Origin of the sequence: Bacillus sp. AFS001701 (assembly GCF_002559405.1) — a bacterium.
GTDB lineage: Bacteria > Bacillota > Bacilli > Bacillales > Bacillaceae_G > Gottfriedia.
On sequence record NZ_NTZO01000244.1, the window covers coordinates 1 to 17,242 of the forward strand.

A 17,242-nucleotide genomic window follows, 5' to 3' on the forward strand; every position below is an offset into this window, starting at 1 on the left:
ATAAATTAGTTAACAAAAAAATCTCATTCTGATTATAGAATGAGATTTTTTTCACACTGCTGAAAAATTATTTATCTAAAAAACAATTATTGTAGTTTGTTGGTTTATTAAAATTGTTGAAATACATTAACAGTTAAAATCATTAACAGTTATGAGTAATTAATTTTCAAATTTTAGCTGTTTTACTAACTCATGAGCAGTTATAAGGAAGTAACTTTCAAATATTATCTGTTTGAAAAAAACTCACAGACATATTTAAATAAAATTCGGCATAATTTTTAAATTTCGAGTATTAATTCTAAATATTAACCCAAGTCCTCCCTTATACAAGAACGAAATTTCGACATTTTTAACAATAATTTTATAGAAAATAAAACAAAGTTCTTTGTTAATAGAGCAATAAAAACAATATTTTACATTAGAATTCTATAATGAAAAGTTTAGTAAATCGCAAAAATCCCCCAATTTACTCTTTTTAAAGAAGCATATACATTTAAATTGTACTTAGATATCTGTAAGGAGGGAAGGGCGAGAAAGTAAGAGTCTGGGTTTAAATTTCTGAATATTATAAATTTTAAAATTGGATAGGACCTTTTTCAAAATAATATCTTTATTGGGGAGAGTAAAAGAATGAATAAGAAGTTTATATTTAAAGCCTCAGCCCTTACATTGGGGGTAGGTTTAGTTTCAAGTAGTCTATCGAATACATATACTAGTTTTGTGTCTAAAGTACATGCTGCCGAAAAAAGTACAAAAGCAGAACAAATATTAGCATCTTTAACAAAAGCAGAACGTGATGCATTGACTAAACTTCAAGTATCAGAAAGTGATGGATTGCATGGTTTTGATGAAAAAGAATTACAAGAAGATAAAGAAATCCCTGTTATCGTCGAGTTCAAGTCTATGCCTGAAAAAGTAGCAGTACTTGATGCTGCTGTTGAGGGGGAGGAACTGACTGCTTCCGAAGCGGAAGAAAAGGTTAGTGAAGAACATTCAACTTTTGAAGCTGATTTAGAAAGAATTTTGCCATCAGCGAAAGAAAAAAGCGGTAACAAATCTTATAAAATAACCCGTTCATTTAAAACTGCATACAATGGGGTTTCAATGAATTTACCTGCGAACGAAGTAAAGACACTTCTTCAGTCGAATGTAGTAAAAGCGGTTTATAAAAGTGCTACAGTATCGATTGAACCACCAGCGACTTCTGAATCTAGTTCTGAAGAAGAGTCAACTAAAAGAATTGAGAGTATTCCATTTTTAGGAGTGGACAAGTTACATAAAGAAGGAATTACAGGTAAAGGCGTGAAAATCGGAGTTATTGATACGGGAATTGATTATCACCATCCTGATTTACAAGATGCGTTTAAAGGTGGATATGATTTTGTAGATAATGACTCTGATCCGATGGAAACTACATACGACGATTATATAAAAGCAGGAAGTCCAGTGCCTCCGGAAGGTGCTTCAACATATTATACTGATCATGGTACGCATGTTTCAGGTACGATTGCTGGGCGAGCAAAAAACACGAGCGGTGTATCTGCAAAAGGAATTGCTCCTGATGCGGAATTATATGGATATCGTGCTTTAGGACCATATGGTACGGGCGGGATAGATAACATCCTAGCAGGAATTGACAGAGCGGTATCAGACGGGATGGATGTCATTAATCTATCGTTAGGAATCGATCTTAATGACCCACAGTTCCCGACGAGTACTGCTATCAACAATGCCGTTCTTAACGGGGTGACAGCAGTTGTTTCAGCAGGTAATAGTGGTCCTAGTATGTATACGCTTGGTTCTCCAGGAGCAGCTGCATTGGCGTTGACTGTTGGAGCTAGCAGTGCACCAATAACTGTAGCAAAATATACCGGAGTCTTAGAAGGAGTATTGGACAAAGCTTATAATTTAAGCAATCTCTATTCAAACTATATAGCAGATCTAAAATCATTTAATAATCAAACGATGGATATTGTTGAATTAGGAGTTGGATTAGATTCAGACTACAAGAATAAAGATGTAAATGGAAAATGGGTTCTAGTCAATACTGGGACTATTGGAACACAAACTAAAGTTACTTATGCAAAAGCACATGGAGCACTAGGCGTAATTGCGTATAATAACATACCAAATGCAGGTCCAGCGAACTTTGTCAGAGAGGATCAAAACTTCCTTCCTACATTTAGTTTAAGCTATGAACAAGGATTGGACTTTAAAGCACAACTTGCTGCAGGTCATAACAAATTAACTTTTAAAGATTATACTGAAGGATTTACAGATGGAGATAAGCTGGCTAGTTTCAGTTCTAGAGGACCATCACGTCAAAATTATGATATAAAACCGGAAATCACTGCACCAGGAGTAAGTGTTTTATCAAGTGTTCCTGCTTATGATATTTATAAAAATGATCCATCAAATTATCAATTTGCCTATAATCGTATGTCTGGTACATCTATGGCTGCTCCGCATGTAACAGGAATTTCAGCTTTGTTACTACAGGCAAATCCTAAGCTTGAACCAGGTGATATTAAGACGATTTTGATGAATACCGCTAAACCTTTAAAAGATAAATATAGTGTATTTGAAGCAGGAGCAGGTCGTGTAGATCCTTATCGTGCCGTGCACACGGGAATGGAAATAAAAGTAGAAGATAGAACACCAATAATGGTGGATGGAAAAACTGTTAACACAAAAGAGATAACTGGAGGACTAAGCTTCGGTAGTCTTTATGCTGGTGAGGATGCTTCACCTAAAAAGATGGTAAACTTCCAAAATATTGAATATAAAACAAAGAATTTTGATATAGAAGTCAATTTTCAAACGGATGCTGCTGGATCACTGGATGCTAGTACTAATGGGGTAAAATTAGATATTCCATCTGTTATTTCAGTTCAAGCTATGGAATCATTAAAAGTGCCCGTTTTTATGAAAGTACCAGCGACAGCTAAAGCCGGCATTTATGAAGGGTATGTTACCATCACCAACCAGGTGGACCAAAACGAACAATATAGAATACCATTTAGCGTTCGAACGACTGAAGAAGGAATTGACTCTTCTTCTTTATCTTCGAATATAATCTCACCTTACCAATTACAAGAGACTGTAAACAGTTCTGCTACTTGGCAGGTTAGATTAAATTTCAAATTGAAATCTAAGATGAAATGGATTGATTTAGTAGTAGCAGATGGAAAAACTGGTGAGGATATAGGATTTTTAGAATCGATTCCTGTAGACACGCTTTATGATAATACGAATTATTACGTTGAAAGAGTATTTGAAGGTAAATACTATGCATTTACAGAAGATAAAGATCATCCAATTTCGTCTAAGGTAAGTTATGCGAAACCTGGACATTACAAAATTAAAGTGATTGGTACAAGTGAACGTGACAATGTTTCTTCATCTTCAAGTGATATATATGTAGACCCATATAGTCCTAAAATCACGACGTCTTTAGATAGAAATGAATCACCTATTGTAAATGAATATCAGCCGGGACAAAAAACGGTTCCAGTTCAAGTTAAAGTTTTAGATGAAGAAGTGGATCAGATGGTTGCATCTGGAATGAATGTTAGTCAATCGATCAATACATTTAATTATTCTATTAATGGTAGCCGTAATCCTGTCCTTCCTGTGGGCACAGATGGCATAGCAAACTTTAACTTGCCAATTAGTGAAACAACTTCTTTCACGAAATTTACAGTAAATGGATTAGATGGGGCAAAAAATTCGAGCCTTAAGAAAAATTACTACTTTGTAAAAGCCGGAACTCCATACGCGACAATTAAGACTGACAAAACAAATGTAAAAATGGGAGAAACGGTATCTGCATCACTTAATTTAAATAACGTACAAAAGATTAAATCAGCAGAGTGGACTCTAACGAATATTGGACAAAACTTTGATATTGTGGAAGCTAATGGAAATGCAGCACTTGCAAATTACGGTGGCTATCAGGTGACTGTTACAACTACAGGAAACACTTCAAAAGTGAAACTAATTATGGATGGAACGAGCACAGTTAGTGGAAATGTACCTGCCATAAATCTTAAATTAAAAGCGAAGGATACATCATTTGCATTAAGTGCATCGATCAATCCGACACTTTCTTGTATAGATGACTTAGGCAAAACGACTGCTGTTTCTTCTACAGGTATAGATTTCCAAATTCAGCCAACGTTCTCAGAAATATTTGGTACATTAAGAGGCTATGGAGTGTCTTTAACTCCTGATTGGACAAAACTTGGTGCATCAATCCGATTAATCGATGCAGATGGTAAGGTGTATGATGGTACATCTAGCATCGCTAAAGGTGGAGATTATCGTATTTCGAAACTTCCAATTACTGATAAACCATTCACATGGGAATTAAAAATACCTGGACATTTCACGATGCAGCGTCAAATTCAAATAGGGTTCGAAAAGAATGGGAATATCTCAGGACAGCTACTATTGTACTACAATGGTATGGCAGGATCATTCTACGATTATGGAGTTGCTGGTGATGTGAATCAAGATAATGTAATCGACATACTTGATGCTTTATACATCCAATCAAATTGGGGTACTGATAATCGAGATGCAGATATTAATTTTGATGGAAAAGTTAATGCAAGAGATTTTGAATTTGTAGAAATGAATTATTTAAAACAAAATAAAGATGTAGAGTATGCACCGAAACCTTTAAAGAAGTTTAAGTCAGCTACTTTAGATAGTGTGAAAAGTGCATTGGGCATTCAATAATTTTGGGATAGTTCGTTACTAGCCAAATAATATAAAGAAAAAAATGAAAACCACGAGGAGATTATTTTCCTTGTGGTTTTCATTGTAAAATAGACGATGGAAACCGATTACTAGTAAAAAAGTAAGGGTCTCTATATAGTTCACAAGTACTTTTCTTAAAACTGAATATTCATAATATATTGTCAAAAATAGTTTTGTATATTAATATAAACTATAAGCGAATACATATGCCGTTGCCAATTCTTTCCTCTTCGGTTGGAGTAATGCACGGAATACCTGTTTTGCGGGAGGACATAAATTGTACAGTAAAGATACGATCTATCTTATTGGAGATGCAAAAACTTCATCTAATAATCCGATTATGCAGAAGTATAATGCTTTTTTTATTGGTCTGGTAATCGATCAAACAAGCCATTTAATTGTTGATGCAGACTGTTCAGCTACAATTTCTTTAACTTCATCCTTTGTTCAGCAACTATTTGTTGGACAATCAATGTTAGATGTGGATGCCGTAATACAAGAAATTAATACACGTTATTTTGGCTCTTCTCAGAAAGCTCTAGCAGTAGCCTTTAAAAATGCACATATAAAATACACACAAATAATTGAATCTTAAACGCTGCTTTATCTATTTTCGTAGATGAAATCCAGCTATTAGCAGGGAACATCCCTTTCTAATAGCTGGATTTTTTATTTAAACAAGATTTTTTAGTCAATTAGAGGTCTTGGAACTAACTTTAATCTAATTAGGAAAGGACAAAAACGATGATTATTCAATCGATCCAAGTGCAAACAGAAGTTTTTCCATTAAAAAAGCCATTTAAAACAGCTCTAAGGACAGCTACTGAAATAGAAAACATTTTTGTCTATGTCCAGCTAGAAGATGGAATTGTCGGAGTAGGGGCTGCAGCACCAACATTGGCTATTACAGGTGAATCAAAAGAAAGCATTGAAGCGATTTTAAAGACTGTCCTTACGCCACTACTATTAGGAAGAGATATTTGCAATATTAATGAACTCTCTTTATTGATTGAACGCTCTTGTGTGGCTAATACAAGTGCGAAGGCAGCGATGGAAATTGCACTGTATGACGCATTATGCCAACATCTTAATCTGCCACTCTATCAATATCTTGGAGGACGGACAAATCAGTTGAAAAATGATATGACTGTTAGTGTAGGAACAGTGGATGAAATGTGTCATGATGCGATGCAAATAATACAGGACGGCTTTTCTATTTTGAAAATCAAAGTCGGAAAAGACTGGACGAGGGATATTGAACGAATAATGGCAATCCGTGAAAAAGTCGGTAATGACGTCACGATCCGAGTTGATGCCAACCAAGGATGGACTCCAAGACAAGCCGTTTTGATTATCCAAGAATTAGAACAGCTAAATTCTAAAATCGAGTTAATTGAGCAACCGGTTCATGCAGGTGATTTTGATGGACTAAAATTTGTTAAGCAAAACGTCAATACACCAATTATGGCCGATGAAAGTCTTTTTTCTCCGCAAGACGCATTACGCCTAATTAAAGAGGATGCAGTTGATCTTCTAAATATTAAGTTAATGAAGACAGGGGGAATTAGAAGAGCCCTGCAAATTGCAGATATTGCTGAAAGAGCGAATATTCCTTGCATGATTGGAAGTATGATGGAAACTTCTGTCTCAGTACTTGCGGCAGCACATATAGCTACCGCCCATCCAAATATTCAAAAAATCGATTTGGATGCGCCACTTTGGTTGAAGAATCAAGATTTTGATGGAATTGAGTTTATTGGGGATGAAGTTCAATTATCATCCTTACCTGGTTTAGGGCTTCACCGAAGATTATCCAAAAGTCTTCGTTAAAATATGGAGAGGAGTTTTATGATGAAAAAGACAAGAAATTTAATATTGAGTTTATGTGTTGCAGGTACTTTACTTTCTACGATGACAAGTCAATCTTTAGCAAAAACAAATGAAGAACTTACTCCAGGTGAGACAGCCTACGTCGATGTATCCGTTTCTACTCAATGGACAACAAATGGTAGATTTCAAGTAAGAGATATTGATGCACCATCTTTAAGCAATCCAGTTGATCCGCGTCAATGGTCAGCTAATATGGAAGATACTGAAGTTCGTCGTTGGTTAACAAGTTATCTTGAAACACAAGCAGTATATGGTACAAAAGTAACCATTTTAGAGGAATCAGGAGACTGGGTAAAGGTTGCTGTAGAAGGACAACCTACTCCACGTAACTCTTTAGGCTATCCTGGGTGGATGCCCAAAAGACAATTAACAACGGATGATCGATTAGAGAATTATAAGGACACTCCATTTATGATGGTATCTAGTCAAACGGCTTGGTTGTATGATGGAAAAGCCCTAAATCATAAGTTTATGGAGATTAGCTTTAATACACGATTACCTGTTATAAAAGATTTTGGAGATGTCGTAATGGTTGCAACAGCAGATGATGGAAATAAATTTATTAAAAAAGAAGATGTGGCAGTCTATCAAAACGAAAATCAGTTTCCAAAGGCAACGCCTGAAAATTTAATTAATACAGCGAAGAAATTCCTTGGTTTACGCTACTTATGGGCTGGTGTATCAGGATTTGGTTTTGATTGCTCAGGATTTACATATAGCTTATTTAAGTCATATGGTATAACAATTCCACGAGATTCAGGTCCTCAATCTAAGAGCGGTATAGAAGTTAAAAAAGATGAGATTCAACCTGGTGATCTATTATTCTTTGCAAGTAACAACGGAACAGGATCAGTACATCACGTTGCAATGTATATCGGTGATGGTTTAATGATTCAGGCTCCTAATGCTGCTAGAAGTGTTGAAATCATTCCATTAAACACTCCTGGCTATATTGAAGAATTTTCTGGTGCTCGTCGTTATTGGGAAGAATGATTAAGTAGATCGTTTTTTTGAAATAGAAATGTTAAAAAACCATGAACAATTGCACTTGTTCATGGTTTTTTATTTTTCTAGGATACTAGATTTATTTTTCTTTTCTATGCTCATTACCCAAAAAATGAGGTTGTGTTTAAATTGGAAAAAATTGGAGTGTAGTAATATTGATTCATTTTGAATAAAGTCTATCACTCTAAAATTGCTTGTCCCATAGGATAGAGGGAAAGAGATAGGATCTCGATCGAGAAAATACTATTTTCTCGTTTTCTATCATTTCTTTCTTATTTTAATAAGAAGGGAGGGATATATGTTGGCTTCCATTCAAAAAAGTGTAGATTCTTCTAGCCTAGCTGAAGTAATCGACCGTATTCTTGACAAAGGGGTGGTTATTGATGCTTTTGTAAGAGTATCACTTGTCGGCATTGAGCTTTTAGCAATTGAAGCTCGTGTTGTCATCGCAAGTGTTGATACTTGGTTACGATATGCAGAAGCGGTAGGATTGCTGAAAGACGAGGAAGAAGAAGAAGAAGAGGAAGTTGCTTAAGCAAGTAGGGCCAAGGCTTTATGCTTTGGTCTACTTTTTTAGACAAGGGGGCTATTATGGAAATTATTAAAATACTAGAAGTAGTAAAAACTTTTTTTGGGCAGTATATTCGACCAGTTCATAAAATTACTCACGTCCATAAATCAGACAAAGGTTGGGAACTAACCGTTGAGGTAATCGAAGAAAAAGAATATATGAAAGCTCATGCTAAAGATGAGTTATTAGGAGTTTATTCTGTTTTGCTTAGTGCTGAATTAGAAATTGTATCTTTTCAAAGAAAGTCATTGCGTGCTAGAAGCGCAATTCTACATGAGTGAGGAGGGAAAACTATGGAAAAAAGTTTTATATCGTCTCCTTATTTGAATAACTTAACAGAACGGGTACTGTCTTATTTACAATCCGGATTTTCAGTTCATCTTACAGGACCAGCGGGTGTTGGAAAAACATCATTTGCACTTCATGTTGCAAAACAAATGGGTCGACCATCACTGTTAATTCATGGGAATCATGAAATGTCTAATAAGGATTTGCTTGGTAGTTTTAATGGCTTTATCAAAAAAAAAATGATCGATAACTACATTCATTCCGTTTACAAAAAAGAAGAAACCATCAAAGAAACATGGGCTAACGGTCCTCTAATAGAAGCTGCGACAAAAGGGTATACATTGATTTATGATGAATTCACTCGGTCTCACCCAGAAACTAACACCTTATTTTTATCGATTTTGGAAGAAAGGGTGATTCCACTATATGGGATGAAAAGGAAGGAATCTTTTTTGCCAGTGCATCCTAACTTTTCAGCTATTTTTATCAGCAATCCAGAGGAGTATGTTGGAATATTCGAAGCACAAGATGCACTACTAGATCGAATGATTACGATTCCAATCGAAAAAATGGATTTTGAAACAGAGTGTTCCATCTTATCACAAATAACTGGATTATCAGAAAAAGAAAGTCTTTATATTGTTAATTTAGTGCAATTTTTCCGTTTTCAATGTAGAAAGTTTGAACCTCAAAGTCTCCGTAATTCATTCAAATTAGCCTCGATCGCAAAGCAAAATAATATTCCCATTACAATTTATGATCAACAGTTTCAGAGCTTATGCACAGATATTTTTTGGTTTCATCTCAAACAGGCAGGCAAAGTTCAAACCTATTCACAAGCAAAACAATTCATTGTAAAATCTATCAGTTTACAAATGGAGGGAAGTTGAAATGGGCGAAGGTGTTTATCCATTTTGTATCATTAAAACGAATAACGATCCCGATTTTGGTTTCACAAAGTGGGAAGGAAATAAAATCAAACTATATCCAATCCGATATAAAGAAATTGTGATGATTGTTGCAGATGTTCCTGATCAGGACTACCTTCCAACCCGTGCAAATTTACTAGCTCATCAAAGTGTGATTTCTTTTGTTATGCAACAGTTTACCGTCGTTCCGATGAGTTTTAATAATGTATTTTCCTCTTCAGAAGAGATCCATTTATTACTAGAAAAACTGTATGAGGAACTGCAATCAATCTTTCAGAAAATAAACAATAAAATTGAAGTTGGTTTAAAAGTCATTGCACGCAAAGAATGGTTAGAAGAAGAAATACGGATGAATGGAGACATACAAAAACTAAAGGATAAGGTAAATCAGCAGAAAGAAGCAGCTTTTTATGAAAAGATTAAACTTGGAGAAAAAACAAAAGACTTATTCTATGCTCTGCATCACAATTTATACAATGCGATTTATTCACCTCTTTCTACACTTTCGAGTGCCTCTAAATCAAACCCTCCAATATACGAAACAATGCTTCTTAATGCTGCTTTTTTAATCGATCGCGACCAAGAAGAGATCTTTGATGAAAAGGTTAATGAGCTCTATGAATTATGGAAGGATAAAGTAGAATTTAAATACTCTGGGCCATGGCCTGCTTATAACTTTATTCAGTTAACGATTACGGCAGGAGATTCGTCATGATTTTTAAAGCTTTAGCCTTTCCACTAAAATCAATCATTCTATTAAGTGAAAAAATAAAGGAGGAAGCTGACCGCGTTTTATTTGACTCGAAATCGATTGAGCAACAATTGATTCGTCTACAAATGATGTATGAATTAGGAGAAATTTCGCAGGACATTTATGAACAACAAGAAGAGGAATTACTTTTGCGGTATCAGGTCGCAAAAGCGAAAGAACGGGAGGCAGGCAGTTGAGCATTTATTTATATGGTTTGCTACCGACAAATCAACTAGAAGATTCACCTTTTTATGAAGTGAAGGGGATTGACCTGGATAAAACTAGTTTTGAAATTGTTGAAAAAGTAACCGCAGTTTTCTGTTATTTAAGAGAAGAAGAATTTGGCGAATCTGTTCTAAAAGAGAAGATGGACAATCCAAAATGGGTACACAAAAATGCAGTTCATCATCATGAAACAATTGTGACTTATTCTAAAAACTACTTATTTCTTCCTACTAAGTTTTGTACGATCTATTCAAGTATTGAAAAATTAAGAGAGGATTTGTCGCAGGAGCAGTTTAATATCGTTTCTCTTTTTGAACAATTAAAGGAAAAAGAGGAATGGAATGTAAAGATGTACTATGATAAATCGAAATTTTTTAAAGTACTGGAGCGACATAGTAAAGTAATTCAAAATATGAACGATGAATTGAAAATACTTTCTCCAGGGAAACAATTCTTTATGAAGAAAAAGCAAGGACAACTACTCGAAAATGAAGCGCAAAGTGAACTACGTTTAATATCTCAAAGCTTGGAAGATACGCTATTAAATTCAACTTTTAGCAATAAAACAAGGGGAAATTGGAGCCGAAATGCTACTGGCCGAAATGTTGATATGATCTACAACTGTACTTCTCTAATTCCAAAAGACAGCAGAAAGAAATTTGAGCAGTTAATAAATGAATTTAGACAAAAGTATGAGGATAAAGGAATAATCGTTGAGATTTCTGGACCATGGCCATTTTATCATTTTGCTAGTCTGGAATGTAGAAAGGCATGAACAGTAAAAATGATAACATCACATTATTAGATATTTTAGATGGCGTTTTAGATAAAGGAGTAGTTATTTCCGGCGATCTCATCCTTTCTATTGCAAATATTGATTTGGTTTATGTGAATATTTGCTTACTAGTGACAGCAGTTGAAAATTTTCAAAAAAGGGGGAATAGGGATGACAGCGAATCATGGAATAGCTGAGAGAATAAATATGAATCCAGAAGATGTAGAACAAGGACTAGCACAGCTAGTGCTTACAATTTTGGAATTACTAAGGAAACTTGTAGAGCGGCAAGCTATTAAAAGGGTGGAAGGCGGCACACTTACAGATGAACAAATAGAAAATCTTGGTACAGCCCTTTTAAATTTAGAAGAAAAAATGGAAGAATTAAAAATTGCATTTGGGCTTGAAGGAAAAGACTTAAATATAGACTTGGGACCTTTAGGGAACTTAATGTAAGAAAGGAGAAAACATGCAACGTTCAGCACAATCTACTAATATTTTAGATATTTTAGAGAAAATTTTGGATAAAGGGATCGTCATCGCAGGAGATATTAAAATCGCCTTGGCGGATGTAGAATTACTCACAATTAAAATTCGTCTTGTTGTTGCTTCAATTGATAAAGCGATGGAGATTGGGTTAAATTGGTGGCAGGATGATCCATATTTTAATTCAAGTGTAAAAGGTAAGCTTTTGCATGATCGGATTAATCGGATAGAAGACAAGTTGGGTATAAAGCAAGAGGAGTAGTGTGTGGATAAAAACGTAATTCATATGTAGTAAAAGATAAACTTCCTATAATGTAAATAACGCAGCGACCTAATTGGGTTGCTGTATTACATAATAACAAGACAAATATTCAAGTCATTATTGGAACCGAAAAAGTATATAAATTGAAGAAAGATTATAACGTCTAATAAACAAAAAGCCCCCGCGCTTGGTGCAGGGGTAGTAGATGCTTGAGTGAAATTAGCTTAAAACTACTAGTTAACATTAAGGATATCGATATCAAACTTCGGTTCAATCGTCATTTTTGGATAATCTTTTCTCCAGTTTATAGACTTCCAAACTTTTGGATGAAATGCTTTTAATTCCTTGCCAATACCTAATACATCTGAATTTGCTGATTGCATCGTTTTAATCGTTTCCAATCCCATTTTTTCAAAATGTTTATTTAGAACTTTTTCCATTTGAACATAATCAGGCTTTAACTTATGACCTTCTTTACCAAGCTCGAAAGCACTAACTTGTAAGTTTACTTTCACCTCAATTTTTGGTAATTTATTTGGCGCATTGGAGACTGTAATTTTTGAAAAGTTTCTTTTGACCGTAAATCCAAAATTATTTTTATTCGCAGTTTCAGAATATGATTTTTCACCATTTTTACCTGGAAAATTTCCAGTAAACCTTTTCAAATTACCAGTAAATCTTTGCCTTCCGGTGTTTCCACCTTCCATTAGCATCGTCAGTTTTACTTGATCCCGACCAAGTGTTTTTCCAGTAGGCGTACCACTGCGGTATAATAACGCACCGCTTAATTCCAAGTCCGAACTTTTTTGACTTAACATAGGTAGCGCTAGATCGGACAACGGATCATCCTTAGATTGTATAAAATTCATCATAGAGACTGTTGGAATTGTTCTGTTTTTCTCCATTGAGACAATAAAATCATTCAGATTTTTCGAAAACTCTTTGGTTGGATCTGAAGCAGACTTAAATACTTCCGAGAGATTTCCATCTATAACAACCAAAGGAGTGTTTATAGATGAATAGGGTGCTCCAAGTAAAAAATCAAGCTCTGAAACAGGATCAGCTGAAGCAAAACTTTTACTCATTAAATAAACTCTTGTACTAATACCTATGAAAGGAGACTGATCAGTAAATTCCCATTGGCCAATTGCCTCTGCTAATGTCGGTCCTTTAAGCTCATTTAATACCGAAAAAGACTCACCAGTACCTTGTCCAATGCTTTTAAGCTTGGTAATGAGAAAAAAAGCCCCTACTTCACCGGTTTTTTCATTCAAATCAAAACCATTTACATCTACTAAATGAAGCTTTTTCAAGTCCAACCGATCCCAACATCCTGTCAATAAGGGCAATAGAAGTAGTAAAATGAAGGGTTTTCTCATTTGCTTGCCACCTTTTCTTTTACAAAAGATATTAGTAGAAGTATAGTCGGAACTCCCATTATGAAGATAGGTGTAGTAATATTATGAAAATCAGAAAACCGGGGAATCAGTTGTCTTTGAGTAAAAAATATTCCCGCCACAAAACATACGGTTGCTATTAACCACACTAAGAGTGAATGGTTGCGGTTTTCTTTTCTACCGATAAAAGCTAAATAACGAGCAGACAAAAACAAGTAAATATAAGCTGTTACTAAAGTCACTGATAGCCAAATTGCGATAAATAGAATATAAAAACTTTGAACGACTGGCCACCTATATTTACGAAGAATAAAGATCATCGGCTCAGGAATAAGAGTTAATTGTTTCTCGCTAAAGTTGTACGTCACAATAAAAGCTATAAATACGTAAAATAATGTAGTTATGCCATTAGCGACAGACATAGCAACAAAAATCTCTTTCTTTTTCTTACATTTTACAAATGGAAATACATACAAAAGAAGTTCGTATCCAGCAAACGCCCAAAATGCAGGGACAGCACCTTTTAAGATAGGTGTAATCCCATGAGTACCTATTGGTAGAAAGTGACGTATATCTCCGCCCTTTCCAAAACTACTAGTAAAAATGATTCCAAAACATACTAGGAACATGAGGGTTATAGATTGTGTAATTGTAGATATTGAACGAAGTGATGATGAAGCAATATAACCTGTGACTATAACCAATAATCCTATTAGTACGAACCATGGTGTCTCAAATAACAACCATCGATTAATGACATCTGAATAAGAAACTACGAGCATTAAACAAGATTCTGCACAGTATGCAGCAAATAGTAAGTTAATAATCAATCCTAATGGTTTTCCTATAATTGAGACAATATACTGTTGTATCGGCTGATTGGGATAGTTTTTTCCAAGTTGATAGACAACAAGGATACCAATTTGAGCTATGACACCTCCAATTATAAGGGACATCCAAGAATCATAGCCCGAGATTTGAGACATTTTATAAGGGATCGATAAAACACTGACGCCTACTTGGTTCAGTATAACAAGACAAATAAGTTGATTAATAGAGATTTTCTTTAATTGAATCACTTATTATCCCCCCTTGGATTACTTATTCTTATTTCATCTTTTGCTAAGCTTTCCAGTGGTCGTTTTTTCATACTCCTGATCGGTGCTCTGAAAATTGTATCTTTTATCGTATCGCCATTAAACCAATTGTAAAAGTATGGAATGCCGAATGTATTCATCCGGGCTAAATGTGTCAAAACCAGCATATATGATATTTCCAATCCAATTAACCCAAAAACTGAAGCCATGAGGATAAAAGGATAAGCTAATAAACGTGCTGTGTTACTCATTTCATACGAAGGTATAATAAATGAAGCAACACCAGTAAGTGCTATAATGACTACCATCATGTTTGAAATTAGATTCGACTGAACAACTACAGTTCCAATTACAATACCACCGACAACACCAATCGTTTGACCAACTGGATTTGGTAAACGAACAGTCGACTCTTTTAAGACCTCAAGTATGGCTAGCATTGTTATCGCCTCTAATACTGGAGGCATAGCAACGTATTGCATAGAGCCTTGAAGAGTAAGCGCAATTTCTAATGGAAGAACTCTAGGATCGAAAGTAACTAGCGCAACATAAAGACCGGGTAAACTAATTGCAATAATAAAACAAATAATTCTTAAAAACCTTAAAAGACTACCAAATAACCAACCAACTTGATAATCATCTGGACTTTGAAAAAAAGCCCAGAATGAAATAGGAACGATTGCACAATCTGGTGCACCATCAGTTAAAAATGCGATTTTCCCATCCATCAGGTAAGATTTTACGCGGTCTGGTCTTTCCGATGTTAGCATTCTTGGAAATAACGAAAATGTTTTATCTTGAATTAATTCTTCAAAAAAACCAGGTGCATCAATGTAATCAATATCAATATTTGCAATCCTTTTCTCAAATTCCTGTAAAACGACTTCGTTTGCGAGAGACTGTAAATAAAGTATAGCTACTTTCGTATTCGATCTACGACCAACTTGATATTGCTTTACAACTAAATCAGGTGTTGCAATTAGGTTGCGAATTAAATTAAGATTCGTATTCAAATTTTCATTCAATGCCTTATGTGACCCACGTAGCACACGCTCGTTCAATGGAATGTTGAGGGAACGTTCTTTAACAAGTTCGGTTCTAAGTAAATAGAGCTTTGCATCTCCCTCGATTTGGACAACCGTTTTTCCTTCAATCATCGCATTCAAGGCAACAGAAAGAAGTTCCGTTTCACTGTAATCTAAAATAGAGACTGCTTCCCGTACACTGACATTTGTATTGTAAAGTAAGGGTCTAATAATATGTTCTTGAACCACCGTATCCTCAATCATTGTATCCAAATAAAATAACCTATAACGTCGATAATCACTTCCGAAATTGCTGGTTTTGAAGTCAGAACTATTAAATAACAATTCCCGAAGCGTTTTTTCATTTTTATCCAAATTTCGGTCAGCTATCATTTAATACTCCTCTTTTCTTCGGGTGGGAATTTTATCCTATTTTTCCCACATATTCAGTTCCTATTCTGTAGTTTAATATAGAAGTTAAATTCTTATTTTTAAACAACATAACGTTTTACTGTACGTTTTTATTTAATTCACATATAATACAAAAATAAGGAGGATGAAAACATTGGGATTGTCTATAAAATTGGAGAACTAGCAAAAGAAGTAGGGGTGTCTAAGCGTACAATTGATTATTATACAAACCTAGGATTACTTGAACCTAGGCGTTCGGAATCTGGGCATCGCTTTTATGATGAAGCTTCTTTAGAAACTTTAAAATTTATTGAGCAATGCAAATCAATGCACCTACCACTCCAAGAAATAAAAGAGATTTTAGAAAAGAAAAAAATAGCAATGGTCGAGAACCAGAGTATCGCCCCTCTAACAGAGGAGGTAACAGTTCATATGAATCAATTACAAAATGAATTATCACAATTAAAGTTTTTACTAGAAAATTTAACTGAAGAACAAAAACAAAATATTATCCGTCAATTAACGTCACAAACATCAGAATTAATTCAGACGTTATTGTCATTTATTCTTTAAAAGGAGAGAATGTAAATGTTTTTTCATCCAATGGATTTCCTTATTATTATTGCCTTCGGTTTATCGATTTGGGCTCAATTTAAAGTGAAATCTAGTTTTAATCACTGGGCTGAAGTGCCAGCATCAGGAGGGTTAACCGGAGCTGAAGTAGCAAGACATATATTAAACAATAATAATTTACCTACTGTACCGGTGGAAGTAGTGCCTGGGCGATTATCTGATCATTATGATCCGATGGCAAGAACAGTTCGCTTATCTGAGGAAGTATACTATGGTAGATCAATTGCATCTGTATCAGTTGCAGCACACGAAGTAGGGCATGCTATACAACATGATACTTCATATGGCTTATTAACACTTCGTCACCGAATCTTTCCAATCGTTAACATTGCATCAGGTGCAGCACCATTACTACTTTTAGCAGGATTTTTACTTCAAGCATTTTCACTAATTGGAGTAGGGATCTTACTTTTTTCAGTAGCAGTAGCATTTCAACTGATCACTTTACCAGTTGAGTATAATGCAAGTTCACGAGCAAAGAAATTAATGCTAGCAAGTGGTATAATCCATGAAACTGACAGAAAAGGTGTAAATAAAGTATTAGGAGCTGCTGCTCTTACGTATTTAGCAGCAACTTTAATTTCAGTGTTAGAATTAGTAAAATATTTATTTATCTTCTTCCAAGGCCAAACTGAAGAAGAATAAAAAATAATCAAAAAGATGATTTCGGGTAGCATTCGAAGTCATCTTTTTTTATTTAAAAAATTAAATTTAAATTGGTTAGTATGTTTAT

Annotated in this window: 18 protein-coding genes; 15 read left to right on the plus strand and 3 right to left on the minus strand. The window is 34.8% G+C overall.

All coding sequences use genetic code 11. The features are described 5' to 3' along the window. Nucleotides 1-630 precede the first annotated feature (630 nt). The 13 genes from CN514_RS16330 to CN514_RS16390 all read left to right on the plus strand — a co-directional run bounded on the left by CN514_RS16330 (nucleotide 631) and on the right by CN514_RS16390 (nucleotide 11,946). A complete protein-coding gene (locus CN514_RS16330) occupies nucleotides 631-4,743 on the plus strand; it encodes a S8 family serine peptidase (protein WP_098233498.1) in 4,113 nt (1,370 codons plus the stop codon). Between the two features lie 298 nt (nucleotides 4,744-5,041). After that, nucleotides 5,042-5,359 (plus strand): DUF3870 domain-containing protein, encoded by a 318-nt coding sequence (locus tag CN514_RS16335; protein WP_098233499.1) that lies wholly within the window; start codon nucleotides 5,042-5,044, stop codon nucleotides 5,357-5,359. 149 nt (nucleotides 5,360-5,508) lie between these two features. Beyond that, nucleotides 5,509-6,594 carry a dipeptide epimerase gene (locus CN514_RS16340; RefSeq protein WP_098233500.1) on the plus strand — a complete coding sequence of 362 codons (1,086 nt, stop codon included), beginning with the start codon at nucleotides 5,509-5,511 and terminating at the stop codon, nucleotides 6,592-6,594. A 21-nt stretch (nucleotides 6,595-6,615) separates the two neighbouring features. Continuing rightward, a complete protein-coding gene (locus CN514_RS16345) occupies nucleotides 6,616-7,647 on the plus strand; it encodes a C40 family peptidase (protein WP_098233501.1) in 1,032 nt (343 codons plus the stop codon). A 310-nt stretch (nucleotides 7,648-7,957) separates the two neighbouring features. Continuing rightward, nucleotides 7,958-8,194: a gas vesicle protein GvpJ gene (gvpJ, locus tag CN514_RS16350; protein ID WP_069033480.1), complete on the plus strand. Its 237-nt coding sequence runs from the start codon at nucleotides 7,958-7,960 to the stop codon at nucleotides 8,192-8,194. A 56-nt stretch (nucleotides 8,195-8,250) separates the two neighbouring features. Next, on the plus strand, nucleotides 8,251-8,511 hold the full coding sequence (gene gvpO, locus CN514_RS16355; RefSeq protein ID WP_098233502.1) for a gas vesicle protein GvpO: 261 nt from the start codon (nucleotides 8,251-8,253) through the stop codon (nucleotides 8,509-8,511). 12 nt (nucleotides 8,512-8,523) lie between these two features. Then, a complete protein-coding gene (gene gvpN, locus CN514_RS16360; protein WP_098233503.1) occupies nucleotides 8,524-9,408 on the plus strand; it encodes a gas vesicle protein GvpN in 885 nt (294 codons plus the stop codon). 1 nt (nucleotide 9,409) lies between these two features. After that, the gene (locus tag CN514_RS16365) at nucleotides 9,410-10,162 is read left to right on the plus strand and encodes a GvpL/GvpF family gas vesicle protein (protein ID WP_098233504.1); all 753 of its coding nucleotides are present in this window, start codon (nucleotides 9,410-9,412) and stop codon (nucleotides 10,160-10,162) included. Continuing rightward, a complete protein-coding gene (locus CN514_RS16370; RefSeq protein ID WP_098233505.1) occupies nucleotides 10,159-10,395 on the plus strand; it encodes a gas vesicle protein GvpG in 237 nt (78 codons plus the stop codon). The genes CN514_RS16365 and CN514_RS16370 overlap by 4 nt, the downstream gene beginning before the upstream one ends. Next, nucleotides 10,392-11,198 carry a GvpL/GvpF family gas vesicle protein gene (locus CN514_RS16375; RefSeq protein WP_098233506.1) on the plus strand — a complete coding sequence of 269 codons (807 nt, stop codon included), beginning with the start codon at nucleotides 10,392-10,394 and terminating at the stop codon, nucleotides 11,196-11,198. The genes CN514_RS16370 and CN514_RS16375 overlap by 4 nt, the downstream gene beginning before the upstream one ends. Then, a complete protein-coding gene (locus CN514_RS16380) occupies nucleotides 11,195-11,395 on the plus strand; it encodes a gas vesicle protein (protein WP_176525934.1) in 201 nt (66 codons plus the stop codon). The genes CN514_RS16375 and CN514_RS16380 overlap by 4 nt, the downstream gene beginning before the upstream one ends. Then, entirely contained in the window at nucleotides 11,370-11,654 is a 285-nt protein-coding gene (locus tag CN514_RS16385) for a gas vesicle protein K (RefSeq protein WP_098233507.1), read from the plus strand. Before CN514_RS16380 ends, CN514_RS16385 begins: the two co-directional genes overlap by 26 nt. A 13-nt stretch (nucleotides 11,655-11,667) precedes the next feature. Then, entirely contained in the window at nucleotides 11,668-11,946 is a 279-nt protein-coding gene (locus tag CN514_RS16390) for a gas vesicle protein (RefSeq protein WP_098233508.1), read from the plus strand. A 233-nt stretch (nucleotides 11,947-12,179) separates the two neighbouring features. On the opposite strand, the gene CN514_RS16395 is transcribed toward CN514_RS16390, so the two are convergent. The 3 genes from CN514_RS16395 to CN514_RS16405 are packed head-to-tail and all read right to left on the minus strand — an operon-like array spanning nucleotide 12,180 to nucleotide 15,858. Next, complete coding sequence (locus tag CN514_RS16395; RefSeq protein WP_098233509.1) at nucleotides 12,180-13,325, minus strand: Ger(x)C family spore germination protein; 1,146 nt, start codon at nucleotides 13,323-13,325, stop codon at nucleotides 12,180-12,182. Further along, the gene (locus CN514_RS16400) at nucleotides 13,322-14,422 is read right to left on the minus strand and encodes a GerAB/ArcD/ProY family transporter (protein WP_098233510.1); all 1,101 of its coding nucleotides are present in this window, start codon (nucleotides 14,420-14,422) and stop codon (nucleotides 13,322-13,324) included. Before CN514_RS16400 ends, CN514_RS16395 begins: the two co-directional genes overlap by 4 nt. After that, nucleotides 14,419-15,858 carry a spore germination protein gene (locus CN514_RS16405; protein ID WP_098233511.1) on the minus strand — a complete coding sequence of 480 codons (1,440 nt, stop codon included), beginning with the start codon at nucleotides 15,856-15,858 and terminating at the stop codon, nucleotides 14,419-14,421. The genes CN514_RS16400 and CN514_RS16405 overlap by 4 nt, the downstream gene beginning before the upstream one ends. Before the next feature lie 171 nt (nucleotides 15,859-16,029). Between CN514_RS16405 and CN514_RS16410 the strand changes: the two genes are divergently transcribed. Both CN514_RS16410 and CN514_RS16415 read left to right on the plus strand, forming a co-directional pair. Then, a complete protein-coding gene (locus CN514_RS16410; RefSeq protein WP_435817643.1) occupies nucleotides 16,030-16,449 on the plus strand; it encodes a MerR family transcriptional regulator in 420 nt (139 codons plus the stop codon). A gap of 15 nt (nucleotides 16,450-16,464) precedes the next feature. After that, nucleotides 16,465-17,154 (plus strand): zinc metallopeptidase, encoded by a 690-nt coding sequence (locus CN514_RS16415; RefSeq protein WP_098233513.1) that lies wholly within the window; start codon nucleotides 16,465-16,467, stop codon nucleotides 17,152-17,154. Nucleotides 17,155-17,242: the final 88 nt, after the last annotated feature.